Origin of the sequence: Hungatella hominis (assembly GCF_014288005.1) — a bacterium.
GTDB classification, from domain to species: domain Bacteria; phylum Bacillota; class Clostridia; order Lachnospirales; family Lachnospiraceae; genus Hungatella; species Hungatella effluvii.
Genome location: NZ_JACOPB010000018.1, coordinates 16986 through 36019 on the forward strand (window position 1 = coordinate 16986; position 19034 = coordinate 36019).

At 48.1% G+C, this 19034-nt stretch carries 15 protein-coding genes; 14 read left to right on the forward strand and 1 reads right to left on the reverse strand.

The genetic code is table 11. From position 1 onward, the window contains the following. Positions 1-115 precede the first annotated feature (115 nt). The 11 genes from H8S75_RS25995 to H8S75_RS26045 all read left to right on the forward strand — a co-directional run bounded on the left by H8S75_RS25995 (position 116) and on the right by H8S75_RS26045 (position 14845). Complete coding sequence (locus H8S75_RS25995) at positions 116-829, forward strand: LytR/AlgR family response regulator transcription factor (RefSeq protein ID WP_187024012.1); 714 nt, start codon at positions 116-118, stop codon at positions 827-829. Between the two features lie 312 nt (positions 830-1141). Further along, entirely contained in the window at positions 1142-1966 is an 825-nt protein-coding gene (locus H8S75_RS26000; RefSeq protein ID WP_187024013.1) for a YdcF family protein, read from the forward strand. A 324-nt stretch (positions 1967-2290) separates the two neighbouring features. Next, entirely contained in the window at positions 2291-5215 is a 2925-nt protein-coding gene (locus H8S75_RS26005; RefSeq protein ID WP_187024084.1) for an insulinase family protein, read from the forward strand. 62 nt (positions 5216-5277) lie between these two features. Next, positions 5278-6183, forward strand: coding sequence for a GTPase Era (gene era, locus H8S75_RS26010; RefSeq protein ID WP_187024014.1), 906 nt, complete (start codon positions 5278-5280; stop codon positions 6181-6183). Between the two features lie 15 nt (positions 6184-6198). Further along, positions 6199-6861, forward strand: a complete 663-nt coding sequence (recO, locus tag H8S75_RS26015; RefSeq protein ID WP_055654406.1) for a DNA repair protein RecO — start codon at positions 6199-6201, stop codon at positions 6859-6861. 81 nt (positions 6862-6942) lie between these two features. Then, positions 6943-8346 carry an ATP-binding protein gene (locus H8S75_RS26020; RefSeq protein ID WP_349768993.1) on the forward strand — a complete coding sequence of 468 codons (1404 nt, stop codon included), beginning with the start codon at positions 6943-6945 and terminating at the stop codon, positions 8344-8346. Between the two features lie 73 nt (positions 8347-8419). Continuing rightward, on the forward strand, positions 8420-9046 hold the full coding sequence (locus H8S75_RS26025; protein WP_187024016.1) for a hypothetical protein: 627 nt from the start codon (positions 8420-8422) through the stop codon (positions 9044-9046). A 44-nt stretch (positions 9047-9090) separates the two neighbouring features. After that, positions 9091-10479, forward strand: a complete 1389-nt coding sequence (locus tag H8S75_RS26030) for a glycine--tRNA ligase (RefSeq protein ID WP_187024017.1) — start codon at positions 9091-9093, stop codon at positions 10477-10479. 15 nt (positions 10480-10494) lie between these two features. Then, positions 10495-11388 (forward strand): MurR/RpiR family transcriptional regulator, encoded by an 894-nt coding sequence (locus tag H8S75_RS26035; protein ID WP_187024018.1) that lies wholly within the window; start codon positions 10495-10497, stop codon positions 11386-11388. A 161-nt stretch (positions 11389-11549) separates the two neighbouring features. Then, positions 11550-13427, forward strand: a complete 1878-nt coding sequence (locus H8S75_RS26040; RefSeq protein WP_187024019.1) for a beta-glucoside-specific PTS transporter subunit IIABC — start codon at positions 11550-11552, stop codon at positions 13425-13427. 11 nt (positions 13428-13438) lie between these two features. Further along, positions 13439-14845 carry a glycoside hydrolase family 1 protein gene (locus H8S75_RS26045; protein ID WP_187024020.1) on the forward strand — a complete coding sequence of 469 codons (1407 nt, stop codon included), beginning with the start codon at positions 13439-13441 and terminating at the stop codon, positions 14843-14845. Positions 14846-14953: 108 nt separating this feature from the next. Here H8S75_RS26045 and H8S75_RS26050 read toward each other — a convergent pair whose 3' ends face one another. Next, the gene (locus tag H8S75_RS26050; protein WP_187024021.1) at positions 14954-15502 is read right to left on the reverse strand and encodes a Fic family protein; all 549 of its coding nucleotides are present in this window, start codon (positions 15500-15502) and stop codon (positions 14954-14956) included. Between the two features lie 263 nt (positions 15503-15765). Between H8S75_RS26050 and H8S75_RS26055 the strand changes: the two genes are divergently transcribed. The 3 genes from H8S75_RS26055 to H8S75_RS26065 all read left to right on the forward strand — a co-directional run bounded on the left by H8S75_RS26055 (position 15766) and on the right by H8S75_RS26065 (position 19028). Continuing rightward, positions 15766-17124: an ABC transporter substrate-binding protein gene (locus H8S75_RS26055; protein ID WP_187024022.1), complete on the forward strand. Its 1359-nt coding sequence runs from the start codon at positions 15766-15768 to the stop codon at positions 17122-17124. 169 nt (positions 17125-17293) lie between these two features. Next, positions 17294-18169: a carbohydrate ABC transporter permease gene (locus H8S75_RS26060; RefSeq protein ID WP_187024023.1), complete on the forward strand. Its 876-nt coding sequence runs from the start codon at positions 17294-17296 to the stop codon at positions 18167-18169. Between the two features lie 46 nt (positions 18170-18215). Beyond that, complete coding sequence (locus tag H8S75_RS26065; protein WP_187024024.1) at positions 18216-19028, forward strand: carbohydrate ABC transporter permease; 813 nt, start codon at positions 18216-18218, stop codon at positions 19026-19028. The last annotated feature ends 6 nt before the right edge of the window (positions 19029-19034 follow it).

Genomic DNA, 19034 nt, shown 5'->3' on the forward strand with positions numbered 1-19034 from the left:
TTTTAAATGAATATTGCTAAAATACGTTTAAAACAAGATAAATAAATATGTTTTAAACGAAAAAAATGGTGTGAAATAGCAAGAGTTATAAATAGACAGACTTGGAGGGGCCGCTATGCAGGTGGCAATTTGTGATGATAATGTGTCTGACCGCGTAAAGGTGGGGGAGCTGCTGGCACAAAAGATGAGGAAACGGGGAGAATCGTTGGAGATCACCTATTTTGACTGTGGAGAGGATTTGGTGGATCAGTATGAGAGCGGGGCAGGGAGTTACGACCTGATATTTTTGGATATTTATATGAAATTTATGAATGGTATGGAGGCGGCACGGCAGATTCGGCGCTGGGACCAGCGGGTTGCACTTATATTTCTCACAGCCAGCCGGGAGTTTGCCGTTGATGGCTATTCTGTCGCTGCAAGCGGCTATCTGATTAAACCGATTGAGCAGGAAAAGCTTGAGGCAGCCGTCAACCGGTTCTTTTCAGAACGCTATCCCAGAATCCGTCAGAGTATTCTGGTGGTAAACGGAAGTTCAGGAAGACGAATCGCCTATGATGATATCATGTATATAGAAAGCCGGAGAATGAATGTACGGATTGTGTGCAGCCATGGGGCAGAGCATTCGATCCGTAAAAAACTGGATGAAGTACAGGAAGAACTGTCCGGCTGCCGTTTTTTAAGATGCAACAGAAGTTATATAGTCAATATGGACTACATTACAGATGCCGATGAAGATTTTACAATGGAAAATGGGGACAGGATTCCGATTAAGGTGAGGGAGAAGAAGCAGATTAGAAAGCGGTATTTCGACTATATTATGAAAAATTAAACAGAATTTTTCCTGTTAAAAGAGTCTGGATGGGCAATCGGAGACGGCTGAAAACCCATTAATTTTTGTACCGAAAAAACGGTGAGCAGCCGTCCGTAAATAAAAGAAGGACTGAATCTGATGAGAAGTATTTTGTCAGGTTCGGTCCTTTTACTTTTCTGGTCTCTTACAATCAATTCTTTTTGCAGGAAGCCGAACATGAAACTGCTTTTTCTTGTAGAAAATCTTCGGTTATGGTATACTATGAGCACTTAGTGAGGTATTACACGAACTTAGCGGGTTCTGAACTCTGATGAAGCGGAGGTTTCAATCATGACATGGATTTTATGGCTTTTGGCGGCTGCCTGTGTCATATACTATGTAGTTATCGTCATTTATTCGGGTTTTACCACTTCATTTTCCTTTATCTGGATGGTATTTGCAGCAGCCTGTCTGCTGCTGGCGCTGGGCTGGGAATACTATATGAAGCATAAGGACCGGGTGCCGCTCTGGCTGCCCGTGTCGGTTATCACAGTCTGCTGTACGGGGATTCTGGTGTTTTCCATGGTGGAGATACTGATCTTTACCGGTGTGGCCAGCCGGGATACGTCGCATCTCGACTATCTTATCGTGCTGGGAGCCAGAGTAAAAGAAGACGGGCTCAGCAGATCGTTAAAGAGCCGTCTCGATAAAGCGATTGATTATCTGGAGGAGAATCCGGGAACCGTGCTCGTACTCTCCGGCGGTCAGGGCGAGGATGAGCCGGTCAGCGAAGCGGCTGCGATGCGGGATTATCTCCTGTTTAATGGTGTGAACGAGCGTCAGATGATTCTGGAGTCGCGTTCCTTCAGTACGGTGGAGAATATTGCCTACAGCAGAGTCGCGATCGAGGAAGATCAGTTGAGGAGAAAAGCACGTCATGCCAGGTCAGACATCTCAATGGATCCGGGAACCTATGAGGTGATCGAGGATAAGCCATTGAAGATTGGCGTACTGACCAGTGATTTCCACGTATTCCGCGCCGAACAGATTGCAAAGAAATGGGGCATTCCGGATATCTATGGAATTTCCTGTGAATCCGACCCGGTTCTGCTGGTGCATTTCTGTGTCCGGGAATGTGCGGCGATATTAAAAGACAAATTGGTTGGCAACATGTAATTATGGAAAAAAGAACAGAAGAGTATGGAATTTGTACCGGGCGGAAGCACCGGCTGCCGCAGGCGGGGATATTTCCCCGCTGTTTTGCTACAGTTAAGGGGTGCACACCGCCCGTCATTTTATACGATAAGGATGGAAAATTCTGGTAATATGTCTGCAGAACGCCATATTTCCATTCTGTTGTAGAACCGCCCTACTTGTGGTATGCTATATTGGACTGGAAAAGTAAAGTTCCGTTCTTCTTTTACACATAATAATGAAAACGCCAGAGAATGGGCAAGATGGTAATAAAGAGAAAATGTTAAGGAAGGAATGAAGAAATATATGAGACAGTTAGAGAATTTGGCAGCCTATGAGGTTGTGGAAGAAAGACAGTTGGATGAGATGAAAGCCACAGGAACCGTGCTGCGCCACAAGAAAAGCGGAGCGCGGATTTTTGCTGTATCATGTGACGATGAGAATAAGGTATTTTCCATTGGATTCCGCACGCCTCCGGAGGACAGCACCGGCGTGGCCCATATTCTGGAGCACAGCACCTTATGCGGTTCTGAGAAGTTTCCGGTAAAGGATCCGTTTGTGGAACTGGTAAAGGGATCCTTAAACACGTTTTTAAATGCCATGACGTATCCCGATAAGACGGTTTATCCTGTGGCGAGTTGCAATGAAAAGGACTTCCAGAATCTGATGGATGTCTATATGGATGCCGTTTTTAATCCTAATATTTATAAGGAACCGAATATTTTCATGCAGGAGGGCTGGCATTACGAGCTGGAGAGTCCGGAGGCAGATTTAATCTATAACGGCGTCGTCTATAATGAGATGAAGGGAGCGTTCTCCTCACCGGAGGAGGTCCTGGACCGTTATACGAGAAAGGTTCTGTTCCCGGATAACTGTTATGGGCAGGAATCGGGCGGAGATCCCGCGTTTATTCCGGATCTGACGTACGATCAGTTCCTGAATTTTCATAAGAGATATTACCATCCTTCCAACAGCTATATCTATCTGTACGGTGACATGGATATGGCGGAGAAGCTGGAATGGCTGAATGACCAGTATCTCTCCAAATACGATATCGCTGAGATCGACTCTAGGATTCTGCCGCAGGAGCCGTTTGACCGGCCGGTGGAGGAAGAGACCCATTACTCTATTACTGACGGAGAGTCCGAGGAGCAGGCCACCTATCTTTCCATCAATACCGTGGTTGGCAATGACTTGGACCCGCAGCTTTACGTGGCGTTCCAGGTTCTGGAATACACTCTTCTGGATGCGCCGGGAGCACCGCTTAAGCAGGCGCTCATTGATGCCGGAATCGGCCAGGATATTCTGGGCGGATATCAGAACGGCATCCTTCAGCCCTATTTTTCCGTAATCGCAAAGAATGCGGATAAGGAGCAGAAAGGGGAGTTCCTCGCCGTAGTAAAGGGAACACTCCGCAAGCTGGCGGATCAGGGAATCAACAAAAAGAGCTTAAAGGCCGGATTGAATTTCTATGAATTCCGTTACCGTGAGGCAGACTACGGTTCCGCGCCCAAAGGGCTGATGTACGGCCTTCAGTGCATGGACAGCTGGCTCTATGACGGAGATCCGATGATGCACCTGACCTATCAGAAGACCTTCAGTTATTTGAAAACTGTGGTTGATGAGGGCTATTTCGAGCAGCTGATCCGCGATTATCTGCTGGATAATCCATTTGAAGCCGTATTGGTGGTCAGTCCGGAGAAGAATCTGACGGCAAAGGAAGACGAGAAGACGGCCAGACGCCTGGCTGCCTACAAGGCCTCGCTTTCGGAGGAAGAGATCGATGCTCTCGTCGAGCAGACCAGGGCGCTTCGGGAGTACCAGGAGACACCGTCTCCTCAGGAGGAACTAAAGAAGATACCCATGCTTTCCAGAGAGGACATCGGCAGAGAGCCGGAGGAGATTATCTGGGAAGAGAAAGAGGTCGAAGGCGTGAAGGTGATTCATCACGAGATGTTTACCTCGGGCATCGGCTATCTGAAACTTCTGTTTGACACCTCCCGTGTGCCGGAAGAAGACTTATGTTATGTCGGCCTGCTCAAATCCGTGCTGGGATTCGTAGACACAGAGCATTACACGTATGGGGATCTGACGAGTGAGATCCATTTAAACAGCGGCGGTATTAATTTAAGCGTTACGTCCTATCCGAATTTAAAGAACAGCGCTGATTTCAAAGGCGTATTTATCGCCAGCGTCAGAGTGCTGTATGACAAGCTGGACTTCGGTTTCTCCATTCTCGGTGAGATTCTGAAGAATTCCATTTTGGACGATGAGAAGCGGCTGGGAGAGGTAATCAGCGAGACCAGATCCAGAGGCAGGATGAAGCTGGAGGGAGCATGCCATTCGGCGGCTGTAGCCAGAGCAACCTCCTATTTCTCACCGACCTCCTATTATAATGACAACACCGGAGGAATCGGATATTACCAGTTCTTAGAACAGTTAGACCGGGATTACGCGGATCGTAAGAAGGAGATTATCGCCAGGTTAAAGCAGGTGATGGAGCGCCTTTTCACCGTGGAAAACCTGCTGGTCAGCTACACGGCTGATGAGGAAGGCTTCCGGCAGCTTCCCGCGGCGCTTCGGAAATTAAAGGAAATGCTTCCGGAAGGCAGCAAAGAGACGTATCCATTTACGTTTCCTGCCGGCAACCGTAACGAAGGCTTTAAGACGGCCTCCCAGGTCAATTACGTGGCCAGATGCGGAACCTTTGCCGGAAGCGGATACGCCTATACAGGCGCGCTGCGCATCTTAAAGGTCATCTTAAGCTATGATTACCTGTGGATCAATTTAAGGGTAAAGGGCGGTGCCTACGGCTGTATGAGCGGCTTCGGGCGTTCCGGTGAAGGGTATCTCACCTCCTACCGTGACCCGAACTTAAAAGAGACGAATGAGATCTATGAGGGCATTGTGGAGTATCTGGAGCATTTCGACGTAGATGACCGTGACATGACGAAGTATGTCATCGGCACCATCAGCGATATGGATGTACCGTATCCGCCTTCCACGAAGGGAAGCCGCGGCCTGTCCGCATACTTATCCGGCGTGGATGATGGTATGATGCAGCAGGAGCGGGATGAGATATTAAACGCAACAAAGGACGATATCCGTGCGCTGGCTCCGATCGTGAAGGCGGTTCTTGCCACCGGAAGCTTATGCGTGATCGGCAACGAGGAGAAGATAGAAGCGAATAAGGCGATGTTCTACGAGACAGAGACCTTGTTCCACTCATAAAGATGAGCCGTCTCAACTGTTGCAAAAGAATAAAAATTGACATCGACTACGAAGGAGAATGAATGGACAATCAATATAAATCGGGTTTTGTAACACTGATCGGACGCCCCAATGTGGGAAAATCCACGCTGATGAACCATCTGATCGGCCAGAAGATCGCCATCACGTCAGATAAGCCCCAGACCACCAGAAACCGCATTCAGACCGTCTTTACGGACGAGAGGGGACAGATCATCTTTCTGGACACTCCGGGGATCCACAAGGCCAAGAACAAGCTTGGCGAGTATATGGTGAGTGTGGCGGAGCATACCCTGAAGGAAGTGGATGTGGTGCTGTGGCTGGTGGAGCCGACCACGTTTATCGGAGCGGGAGAGCGCCATATCGCGGAGCAGCTTCAGAACGTGAAGACACCCGTGATCCTGGTTATCAACAAGATCGACACCATAAAGAATCAGGACGAGATTCTGGAATTTATCTCCGCCTACAAGGATGTATGCAGCTTTGCGGAGATCGTTCCGGTGTCGGCGCTGAAGGATAAAAACACGGATCTGATGCTGGATTTAATCTACAAGTATCTGCCCTGCGGACCTCAGTACTACGATGAGGACACCGTTACGGACCAGCCCATGCGCCAGATCGCTGCGGAGCTGATCCGTGAAAAAGCGCTGCGGCTGCTGAGTGACGAGATTCCCCATGGAATCGCCGTCACCATCGAGAAGATGACAGAGCGGAAAAACGGTATGATGGACATCGAGGCCACGATTATCTGTGAGCGCGACTCCCACAAGGGAATCATCATAGGCAAGGGCGGCGCCATGTTAAAGAGAATCGGCAGCGCGGCGCGCCGGGAGATCGAGGATCTGATGGACACCCAGGTGAACTTACAGATATGGGTCAAGGTCCGGAAGGAATGGCGTGACAGCGAACTGTATATGAAAAACTACGGATACAATGGAAAAGAAATTTAGAAACGGGTGATCGATGTGAGAGAGGCTGTCAGGCTTACAGGGATGGTGTTAAAGGCCGTTCCGTCCGGGGAGATGGACAAACGTCTGGTGATCCTTACGAAGGAGCGCGGTAAAATCACGGCGTTTGCCAGGGGCGCCAGAAGGCCGGGCAGCATGCTCATGGCCTGCGGCCGTCCCTTTGCCTTCGGGCAGTTTACGTTATATGAAGGGCGGGATGCCTATTCCCTGCAGTCGGCGGAAATCTCCAATTACTTTGATGAGCTTTCCATGGACGTGGAGGGAACGTGCTACGGCTCCTATTTCCTGGAATTTACGGACTACTACACCAGGGAGAATATGGACGGTACGGCCATGCTGAAGCTGTTATACCAGTCGGTGAGGGCCCTTTTAAAGCCGGCGGTTCCCAATGAGCTGGTCCGGCGCGTGTACGAACTGAAGGCCATGGCCATCAACGGGGAGTACACGGAAAAGCCCCCCAGGGAGGTCAGCGACTCGGCCAATTACGCATGGGAATTCGTCGTGCTGTCGCCGATTGAGCATCTCTATACCTTTGCGCTGACCGACGCCGTCTCCCAGGAATTCGGGAGGTGCGTGGAGATTAATAAGAAGCGCTTTATCGACCGGGAATTTCATTCCCTGGATATTCTGGAGGCGATGACGGGGCGGCGGCCTCTGTGAAAAGTGCTGTCTGATCTATTGGAAAGGTATGGCGGAGGAACTCGGCTGTGCCTTTTCTTTAAAAAGAAAAGGGGAATGCGGGTGAATATAAAAGAACTGATAGGTGAGACAAATGTTTATGATAAAAAGCAGGCATTAGAGGAACGCAGACCTAAAAGCTGGTGTAAAAGTGTCAGTGCATTTGCAAATGGAAATGGCAATAAGCTGATTTTTGGTGTTGCAGATGATGACACTATTACAGGGCTTGGTGATGTGAGGCACGATTCGGAAGTAATCAGCGAACAAATAAAAAGCAGGATAGACCCAATCCCCAAGTTTGATCTGGTTATTCAAACTGTAGACAATAAAGAAATTATCATTCTGGAAATCAGCAGAGGACTGGAGACTCCTTATTATTATGTGAGTGAAGGGACCCGCACTGCGTATCAGAGGGTGGGAAATGAGAGTATACCGGTTGATGCCAGGGGTCTTAAGGAACTGATATTACGAGGAATTGATTCTACTTATGACAGCAGCATTTCACGATACGAATTTGAAAATTATTCGTTTACTAAACTGAAGGCGGCCTATAAACAAAGAACTGGAGAAAACTTTGACGAGGACGATTTTATTTCTTTTGGCATTGTTTCGGAGGATGGAAAATTGACAAATGCCGGGGCATTGCTGGCGGATGAATCCCCGATCAGACACTCTCGCTTATTCTGTACGAGATGGAACGGAGTGGATAAAGCGGCAGGAACTATGGATGCGCTGGATGATAAGGAATTTACAGGAAGTCTGGTGGTGCTCCTGGAAAATGGGCTGGACTTTGTAAGGACTAATTCAAAAGTGAAATGGAAAAAGACTGGGGAAGAGAGAATTGAACTGCCGGACTATCCAAGAAGAAGTGTTTTGGAGGGACTGGTAAACGCATTGATTCATCGCCAGTATTTGGATTTGGGGAGTGAGGTACACATTGATATTTTTGATGACCGGCTGGAAATTTACTCGCCGGGTGGAATGTGCGATGGTTCGTTTATACAGGAGCGGGATATTAATAAAATTCCATCAAAGCGCAGAAATCCGGTTATTGCAGATATTTTTAACCGTTTGAAGTATATGGAAAGAAGAGGAAGTGGATTTAAGAAAATCCAAAGTGTATATCAGTCTCAATATTTATATACGGATAGGCTGAGTCCCCAATTTTATTCAGATAAAGAAAATTTTATTCTGACGTTGAAGAATCTTAATTATGAAGGAGCCGAAAAAGGAGCCAAAAAAGGAGCCGAAAAAGGAGCCGAAAAAATGAAGATTCAAAAAATGGAGGAGCGAAAAGAAAAAATACTGTCATTGATAAAAGCAAATCCCAGTATCACACAGGGTGAAATTATGGAAAAATTAAATCTGTCCAGAAAGCAGGTACAAAGTTTAATGAAATTATTAAACAATCAGGGGCAGATCCGAAGGATTGGCTCTAACAGGAATGGTTATTGGGAGGTTTCTTGACTATAAACTATTGAAATGACGGAATGCATTTGGTATAATGCTTTCATATGCGCCAAATGCAGGAGGATGATGAATGAAAAAAATGAAAGCGGTCCTGGCGGTTCTCATCACAGCGGGGATACTCGCCGGATGTGCCGGAAGAGGGGGAACAAGTACCTTTGAGCCTAAGAGCAGCGGCATTTTCGTGACGGATGCGGGAACATTTTCGACGGCTACCGTTGAGACGTACGACAACCAGGATTATTATAATGAAGAGGAATGGAAGACCTTCCTTGAAGAAAACGTGGCGGCGTATAACGCGGAACACGGAGAGGGAGCGGTTACCTTACAGACATGCAGTTTAAAGGAAGGCACTGCCAGCATGATCTTTGATTATGCGACAGGAAGCGACTTAGCCCAGTTTACGGCCCTTTACGAGGACACAGCCAATTTAGTGAACTCCATCGATATCATTCCCGTGGCTCAGGCCCTGGAAGAAGCGGGGGCGGCCGGAACGATATTTGTCAAGACGGCGGACGGCAAGACGGCATCTACGGATGAGATTGCAAAGAAGACCGATTACCACGTCGTAGCCGTGGACGGCGGACCGATAAAGCTTCAGACAGAAGGAAAGATTATGTACACCTCCGACGGAGTAAAATTAAACAGCAGCTTCATCGCAGAGATCTCCGAAGGAAAGAATTACATCATATTCAAATAAAGAATCCGGATGCGGATGGAATAAAAGAAGAGAGGTTTGAGGACATGGAAAAGACAATGGAAAAAATTGTAGCGCTGGCAAAATCGAGAGGATTCGTTTATCCGGGTTCTGAGATTTACGGCGGCCTTGCAAATACCTGGGATTACGGCAACTTGGGTGTGGAACTGAAGAATAATGTAAAGAAGGCATGGTGGCAGAAATTTGTCCAGGAAAGCCCGTACAACGTGGGTGTGGACTGTGCGATCTTAATGAACTCACAGACCTGGGTGGCTTCCGGCCATTTAGGCGGCTTCTCCGATCCGTTAATGGACTGCAAGGCCTGCAAGGAGCGTTTCCGCGCAGATAAGCTGATTGAGGATTACATGGCCGAGCACGGCATCACGATCGAAGGCTCTGTAGATGCCTGGTCTCAGGAAGAGATGAAAAAGTACATTGATGACAACAACATCTGCTGTCCCAGCTGCGGAAAGCATGATTTCACCGACATCCGCCAGTTCAACTTAATGTTTAAGACCTTCCAGGGCGTTACGGAAGACGCCAAGAACACAGTTTACTTAAGACCTGAGACAGCACAGGGAATCTTTGTAAACTTTAAGAACGTTCAGAGAACCTCCAGAAAGAAAATTCCGTTCGGCATCGGACAGGTCGGTAAATCCTTCCGCAACGAGATTACGCCGGGCAACTTTACCTTCCGTACCAGAGAGTTTGAGCAGATGGAGCTGGAATTCTTCTGTGAGCCGGGTACCGACTTAGAGTGGTTCTCCTACTGGAAACAGTTCTGTATCGACTGGCTGAAGGCGCTGGGCATGAAGGAAGACGAGATGCGCGCCCGTGACCACGCTCCGGAAGAGCTCTGCTTCTACAGCAAGGCCACCACGGACATCGAGTTCCTGTTCCCATTTGGCTGGGGCGAGCTTTGGGGTGTTGCGGACAGAACGGATTACGACTTGACGCAGCATCAGAACACATCCGGCCAGGATATGTCCTATTTTGATGATGAGAAGAAAGAAAAATATATTCCATACGTAATCGAGCCGTCTCTCGGCGCCGACCGTGTGACACTGGCATTCTTATGTTCTGCATACGATGAGGAAGAGATCGGCGAGGGCGATGTGCGTACCGTTCTCCATTTCCACCCGGCTATCGCGCCGGTGAAGATCGGTGTGCTACCGCTTTCCAAGAAGCTGAACGAGGGCGCAGAGAAAATTTACGCCGAGCTTTCCAAGTACTACAACTGTGAATTCGACGACAGAGGAAACATCGGCAAGCGTTACAGAAGACAGGATGAGATCGGAACACCGTTCTGTGTAACGTACGATTTTGATTCCGAGGAAGACCATGCGGTTACGGTCCGTGACCGCGATACCATGGAGCAGGTGAGAGTTCCGATCACCGAACTGAAGAACTATTTTGAGGATAAATTCCGTTTTTAATGCGGGAGTGATCGGATGATTCTGGAAAAATTAAAACGTATGGAAGGCTTTACCCACCAGGAGCAGGCGGTGGCGCGGTACATTCTGGACCACGTAGAGGAAATCCAGCAGATGTCCACCGAGGAGTTAGCCAGGGTATCCTTTACCAGCAAAGCCACGGTTGTCCGGCTGTGCAAAAAGCTGGAGGTGGAGGGCTATCAGGAACTGAAATTAAAGCTGGTCTCGGAGATGGTGCAGAACATCCGGGTCAATCAGCTCTTAAGCAAGGAGCCGATCACGGAGAAAAGCACATTTTCGGATATCCTCCATACGCTGCCGAAGCTGTATGACAAGGCCATCACCGACACGGAGCTGTGCATGGACAGGAACGTCATGATCCGCGTCTGCAACCGGATTAAGGCGGCGGACCGGATCGATATCTATGGCAGCGGGATCAGCTATATCCTGGCCCAGTCGGCAGCATTTAAGTTCGCCACCCTCGGTATGGAGTGCGCGGCATATGAGAGCGTCAACGCGCATTATCTGTCCGCGGGAAAAAAGAAGAAAACGGTGTCCTTTGTGATCACATATACCGGAGCCAACAAGAACATGATCGAAGCCGCCCGGTATTTGAAGGAAACGACGGAAACGTTCGTTGTGGGGATTGTAGGCCGTCACAATGAAGAGATCCGTAAATGGTGTCACGAGATCGTGGAAATCCCTTCCAGAGATTCCCTGCTCAGCCTAAAGGTGATCACCTCCTTTACTGCGGCCACCTATGTGCTGGATATCTTCTTTTCCATGCTTCTGGCCCAGACGTATGAAAAGCATGTGAAATCCTCTCTTGAGATGGTTTGCCATGAGACGCTCCGGATCGGTGTGGACTACTGGAATCTGAAGGAACCGCCGGAGGACGGGGAAAGCTCTTGATGATAGGCACAATAAGAATCTGTTTTGAACCGCTGTTTCAAAAAAACAGCGGTTTTTTTGATGATTTTTGAAACGGTGAACCATTTCCCGTTTTCCGTAGTGAAGAAATGGGTATGATGTGTTACGATGAGTCCATCAAAAGAAAAGAGGGGACCGAGTAAATGGATTATAAAAAACTTGCAGAAGAAATCCTTATAAAAATCGGCGGAGAAGAGAATATCTCCGGGCTTACCCATTGTGCCACCAGACTCCGTTTTAATTTAAAAGACGAGGGAAAGGCGCAGACGGAGGCCTTAAAGAAAGTGAACGGCGTCATGGGCGTCATCAGCAAAGGCGGCCAGTATCAGGTGGTCATCGGCAGCGACGTGGCCAGCGTATACAAGCCGCTGACGGAGATGTGCGAGCACACGGCGGAAGACGAAAGCGGCTCAGGGAAAGACAAGAAGGATGACAGGAAGATCGTAGCGCGGATGGTGGACACACTTTCCGGCATCTTCACACCGATTCTTCCGGCTATCACCGCCGCCGGTATGATCAAGGCGATCCTGGCGCTTTTAACAGCGTTCAGCCTCGTGGACAAGACGGGCACCACCTACCAGACCCTGAATTTTATGGCGGACGCGGCGTTCTATTTCCTGCCGATTCTGCTGGCGAATTCCGCAGCTAAAAAGTTCAAATGTAATCCTTACCTGGCGATGATGCTGGGCGGTATGCTGCTGCATCCGGATTTTATCAATATGGTGGCGGCCTCGAAGGAGAGCGGGGAAGCGATCCGAATCTTCCTGCTTCCAATCACTAATGCGGGATATTCATCCTCCGTACTTCCGATTATCCTGATCGTATGGTTCATGTCCTATGTAGAGCCGATCGCAGACCGGATTTCTCCGAAACCTGTGAAATTCTTTACGAAGCCTCTGATCACAGCCATCGTGACGGGAATCGTTGGCCTGGTGGTCATCGGACCGATCGGGACCATTATCAGTAACTTAATCGCTTCCGGCGTACACAGCTTAAACAATTACTGCAGCTGGCTGGTACCGGCTCTGGTAGGTGCATTTACACCGCTTTTAGTCATGACAGGAACCCATTACGGACTGATCCCTATCGGCATCAACAACCGTATGACCATGGGCTACGATACCCTGATCTATCCGGGTATGCTTGGCTCCAATGTGGCGCAGGGCGGCGCGGCTCTGGCGGTAGCATTCAAGAGTAAAAAATCTGAGATCAAGCAGCTGGCATCCTCGGCCGGAATCACGGCAGTCTGCGGAATTACAGAGCCTGCACTTTACGGTATCAACATCCGCTTCAAGACACCACTGTACGCGTCCATGATCGGCGGCGGTGTGGGCGGCTTCCTGATGGGAATCTTAAATGTTAAGAACTATTCAGGCGGTTCCCCGGGATTTTTAACACTGCCCAGCTATTTAGGCGGCGACACACTCACCAGCTTTTACTTTGCCTGTGCAGGCGCGGCGGTCAGTGTCGTGATTGCGTTCATTATTTCCTATGTACTGTATAAGGATCCGCAGGACGAGGACGGTAAAATGAGTGCCAAAGACCAGCTTAAGGATTCCTCAAATACGAAGACGGTTTTTGTCGCTGCTCCGCTTACCGGCGAGGCCGTATCCCTGGAAACAGTCAATGATCCCACATTTGCGGAAGGCATTCTGGGAAAAGGCATTGCGATACAGCCGTCGGAGGGACGCGTGGTATCTCCGGTGAACGGAACCATTGCCACGATCTTTGAGACCGGCCACGCCATGGGGCTTGTGTCGGAGGACGGGGCGGAGATTCTGATCCACGTAGGCCTGGACACAGTAAATTTAAAGGGAAAACATTTCCATGTAAAAATGAAGTCCGGCGACACGGTAAAAGTGGGAGACTGCATTCTGGAATTTGATTTAGAAGCGATAAAAGCAGAAGGATACGATGTGATCACACCTGTCATCATATCCAATCATTTTAACTACAGTTCTGTCGACGCGGCGGCTGAAGGCCATGTGAAGACAGGAGAACCGCTTTTGAGGCTGCATTGATGGAGGGACGAATGATGACATTTCCGGAAAACTTTTTATGGGGCGGCGCGGTTTCCGCCAATCAGTGTGAGGGAGCGTATAACGAAGACGGGAAAGGTCTTTCTGTCCAGGATGTTCTTCCCCACGGCCTGCGGGGAGAACGGACAGAGGGTCCCACCGCAGACAATCTGAAGCTGGAAGCGATCGATTTCTACCACAGCTACGAAGAAGACATCCGTCTCTTTGCAGAGATGGGATTCAAGGTATTCCGAACCTCTATCGCCTGGTCGAGAATCTTTCCTGAGGGAGACGAGGAGACGCCCAATGAGAAAGGGCTGGAATTTTATGACCGCCTGTTTGACGAATGCTTAAAATACGGGATAGAACCGCTGGTTACGATATCCCATTATGAGACTCCGCTGGGGCTGGCGGAAAAGTATGACGGCTGGAGATGCCGGAAACTGATCGGATTTTTCGAGCGGTACTGCCGCACCATTTTCACCAGATATAAGGATAAGGTGAAGTACTGGCTGACATTTAACGAGATCAATTCCCTTCTTCACGCCCCGTTTATGAGCGGGGGCATTAAAACGCCGGCGGAACAGCTGACGGAACAGGATTTGTACCAGGCCATGCACCACGAGCTGGTAGCCAGCGCCCTGGCTGTAAAGCTGGGCCATGAGCTGATGCCCGGTGCGAAGATCGGCTGTATGATTCTGGGAATTACGGTCTATCCCCTGACTCCCGATCCGGACGATATCATTGCGACCATGGAGAAAGACAGGGAAACGCTCCTGTTTGCAGATATTCACGCCCGCGGAACGTATCCGAAGTATCTCTTAAACTATTTTAAGGATCATGGAATTGAGATCCGTATGGAGCCGGAGGATCAGGAAATCCTGAAAAACACAGTGGATTTCATCTCCTTCAGCTACTATTCCAGCATCTGCGCCACCACCCATAAAGAGCTTGGCGAGCCGACCGGCGGCAACTTGTCAAAGGGGTATAAGAATCCGTATTTAAAGGCTACCGCCTGGGGCTGGCAGATCGATCCCAAGGGGCTTCGCTACACGCTGAACCGGCTCTATGACAGGTATCAGCTTCCGCTGTTTATCGTGGAAAACGGCATCGGTGCAGAGGATCAGCTGGTGACTCTGGAAAATGGGGAAAAGACGGTGCTCGACGACTACCGGATCGACTATCTGCGGCAGCATCTGATCCAGGTGCGCGAAGCCATATGCGACGGTGTGGAGATTATGGGCTATACATCCTGGGGCTGTATCGACCTGGTGAGCGCCTCCACGGCGGAGATGAGAAAACGGTATGGCTACATCTACGTGGACCGGAATGATGACGGCACCGGAAGCTTGAAGCGGTACCGCAAGAAGTCATTCTGGTGGTATCGGGACGTGATCGCAGGCAACGGTGCCAGTTTATAGATCAGAGAAACAAAAAACGTACTATAGCAAGGAACCGGTTCGGGAATGACAGCATCGTATCATTTCCGAACCGGTTCCTTGTTTTTGTTTAAGCTGTGTGGTTATTTATTATCTTATTTCCTGACACGGCCTGTCGGGCTGTGGAACACGTTTCTGCCCTTCCTCCAGGACGCATTCTGCGATCAGACGGGAGAATGGCTCCATATTGTATTCTTTTCTGGATATAGTGAGTGCATGGTGATACGCTTCCTGACGCTCTGGGCCGATAGAGATGGGGAGGTAGCCGGCAGAAATCAGAATCTGGTTCATGAGCAGTAATGCAGTCTCTTCATTTGCATCGTCAAAGGGCTGAATATCAATCAGTCGTTTACCAGCCATGGCCGCCAGTTCAATGGGATGGAGCGAAGACTTTGAGGACTGGATCTGATCCGCCAGGTGACCTGTTAGTCTTTTAATATCTTCCGGATGAGGCGGATGATACCTGTCTGCGAAATTGGTGGGCATACCGGTACGGTATGCATCAGACGGCAGGGCACTGCTGCCCGCCATGGCCGTTCTGTGAAGTTCCTTAATAGTGTCTTCCGTAACTGTGAAAGCTTCAGGAGAGCTGCATTGACAGCTGTCTGCCTGCTGTAAAAGATCCTTTAATTGTATCATGATAGATTCCTCCTGAACTTATTATACCATAAGGTAATAAAAGGGGGCAATGGGGAACGGTCAATACATTACCACCGGTGAGACGTATTAAAAACAGTTGAAATTCAATACAACCCTCACGAATGTTCTATACATAATATATGAAAAACTGCTTAAAAAAACAGCGTAATCATGAAAAATAAATACATAATAGACAATAAATATGAATTATGATATTATAATGTTATAACATTATACACCTTAAAGAGGGAGGTTCAATCATAATGAGGAAAAGAACATTAGCGGTATTATTGAGTGCAGCGATGATAGCATGTTCCATCACAGGCTGCGGCGGAAACGGTGGTAAGGAAACAGAAGGACCGACGGCACAACAGGAGGAAGCAGCGGGAAAGAAGACAGAGAATAAAGAAGCAGAAGCGGCAAAGACAGAGGCCGGGGGAGGCGGCGGTATTACAGGTAAGACAGAGTTTGCCAATGACAAGCTTCTCAACCTTGATTTAAGTATCATTCAGGGATATGAAGAGAGTGCCAAAAATGTGACAGGAATTGATGTGACAATAGTAACATCACCTGATGTGGCCGCTTATAAAACATCGATTCAGCAAAGTATTCATGATAAGAGTGCACCGGGGTTATTTACCTGGTGGGGCGGCTATCAGCTGCAGACTCTGGTAGATAACGGGCTGGTAGAAGATTTGACGGATCTATGGAAGGACTATATTACGCCTGCAGGTGTTTCCGCTGATATTGCAGACGCATTTACATATGACGGTAAGATTTATGCAGCTCCTTACAGTATACTTTATAATGTGATTCTTTACAACAAAGAGGTATTTGATAAAGCGGGGGTGAAGGAACCGGAGACTTTCGATGAATTTCTGACAGTATGTGAAACGCTGAAAGCGGCTGGAGTAACCCCGATCGCGTTTAAGAATGACTCATGGGCGGGCTTTATCTGGTTTCAGTCTCTGATTGCGGCCTATGAACCGCAGCTGTATCAGGATCTGTGTGACGGAACCGCCAAATACACCGATGAGCGTGTTGTAGAGGTAATGAATATCTGGAAAGAAATGATAGATAAGGGGTATTTTACAAAACCGATCTCCATAACCGATATGGAGAAGCAGATAGCAGGTGGTGAGATTGCCATGATTCTGGAGCCAAACCGTGAAATTAGTCCGCTGGTAAAAGATTATGGTATGGTTTCCGGAGAAAATCTGGATTCGTTTGTACTGCCATCCATGAATGGAGGCAAAAAAATAATCTTCTTTGAGACTGCTCCGATCTGTGTTGCCAAAGCAAGTGCGGACAGGGGGTCTGCGATGAAGGCTCTGGAAAAATGGTACGATAAAGATCATCAGAACTATATTTATCAGAACATAGGTTTAGCCAATACCAGCACAGTAGATGTAACTGATCCCGCATATGCGAAGACGCTGGAATACTCTGCCAGGCCGGATGAAATCTCCCTGATGCTGAGATATTACGAGAATACGCCCGAGGATATCAGAAATGTTGCTTTAGATGAACTGATGCGTTTTGAACTCGGTAACGGCACGATCGAGGATGTACTGGCTGTTATTCAGGCCAAGGCAGATGAATACTGGACCAGCACAAAATAGGACATGACAGCAAATAAGGCTGCGGCAGTAAGACAGCGGCAGCGAGGCGGTAAAAAAGGGTCCGGCGCTGCAAACGATATGCGGTGCCGGGCCAGAGCCACCTGGCCTGAATATATCGTTTACAGCACCGCTCTCTGCGTTGGAGAATGATTACAATTGGAGGTTTATCATGAAGGAGAGGAACAAAAACAGAAAGGTAAAAATCAATACCGACTATCTCTATCTGGCACCTGCGGTACTGTTTGTCGGCTGCTTTTTTATCAGTTCTATTCTTTTTACCATAAATTTGAGCTTTTTTGAGTGGGATGGCTTTTCGCCCATGGAATTCACTGGCTTTTCTAACTATATCAAACTGTTTCAGGATCCTAATTTCAGAATCTCCTGTATGAATACAATTATCTGGGTTGTTTGCTCTCTGGTGGTTTCTTTAGTGATTCCGCTTCTTTTTGCAATTCTGATAACCAACAGTTTCTGGCCGTCAGGCTTTAAGAATGTATTTTATTTTCCGACTGCGTTGTCGGGTACGGTTGGAGGTCTGGTGATTTTTACAATTCTTTCTCTGTCCGGCCTTCCCCAGATATTTAAGTATATGGGTATGGATGATCTGGTTTATGACTGGCTCTCCATTCCATATGTGAATACGTTTATTATGATTGCCACCGGATTGTGGCAGGGAATAGGGCTCAATATTCTTCTCTTCATATCTGGTTTACACAATATTGACAGAAGCCCCATCGAGGCGGCTCAAATCGAAGGCGCGGGAACTATAAAAATGTATCAGAAGGTAATTCTTCCGCTGCTTAAGCCTACGATCATCGTAGTACTTTTAATGTCATTGGTGAACAGCTTCAAGGTGTTTGACAGTATCTGGGTTATGACCAAGGGCGGTCCATACCGGACCAGTGAAACGCTGGCACTTACCATGTATCTGGAATCCTTTGCATACGGAAGACTGGGAGCAGGTGCAGCAGTAGCTGTGGTGCTTACCGTTGTAATTCTGATTGTTTCGTATTTTAATATCAGAAATACATTCCGGGAAGACTGAACCTGATTTATGGTATCACAACAGCGATACAGAAATGGAGGAAGACATGAAGAACAAAAAAAACTGGCTGATTAACGGTATTTTATGCCTGCTTACCTGCGTGTGGCTTGCACCGATAGTCTTCGTACTGTTAAATACATTAAAGGGTAAGCAGGAGTATAATCTGGGAAGTCTCTGGGAACTGCCGGAGGGGAATCAGCTGTTTGCCAATTTTAAATATATTATAGACAGTAAGGTTATTTTCAGCGGGATGACCAGCAGTTTTATTTATGCGGTATTAGGAGCAGGCGGGGCGCTTATTATGGCAATTCTGGCGGCATATGCAATCGCCCATTTACGAATCAGGCATCGGATGTTCTGGTTCCTGTTTATCTACAGCGGAACTATTTTCCCATTTCAAATCTATTTAATTCCGATCTATAAGGCATATTCAAAGGTCGGGCTTTACGATACGAGATTTGGGATGATCCTATTTTATATGGCGATCTGCATCCCATTCTGTATGTTCGTTCTGCGCAATTTCTTCATGGGAATAGATAAGGAAATCAGTGAATCAGCCAGGGTAGACGGCGCTTCGAAATTTCAGGTTTTGACAAGAATTTTTCTTCCTATGGCTAAAGCGCCGATTGCGATTTTATTCATGTCTCAATTTAACTGGTCATGGAACGATCTGATGTTTGGCCTGACATTCACGAAGACCCAGGGGATCCGTACCGTTATGGCGACGGTATCTTTAATGGACAGGGGAAATGTACCGGTGCTGTTCCTGGCCTGTCTCATTGTTTCTCTGCCGACGATTATTCTATTTGTTCTGCTCCAGAAAAATTTTGACAGCGGCTTTGTCTATACGACAAAGTGAAGGAGG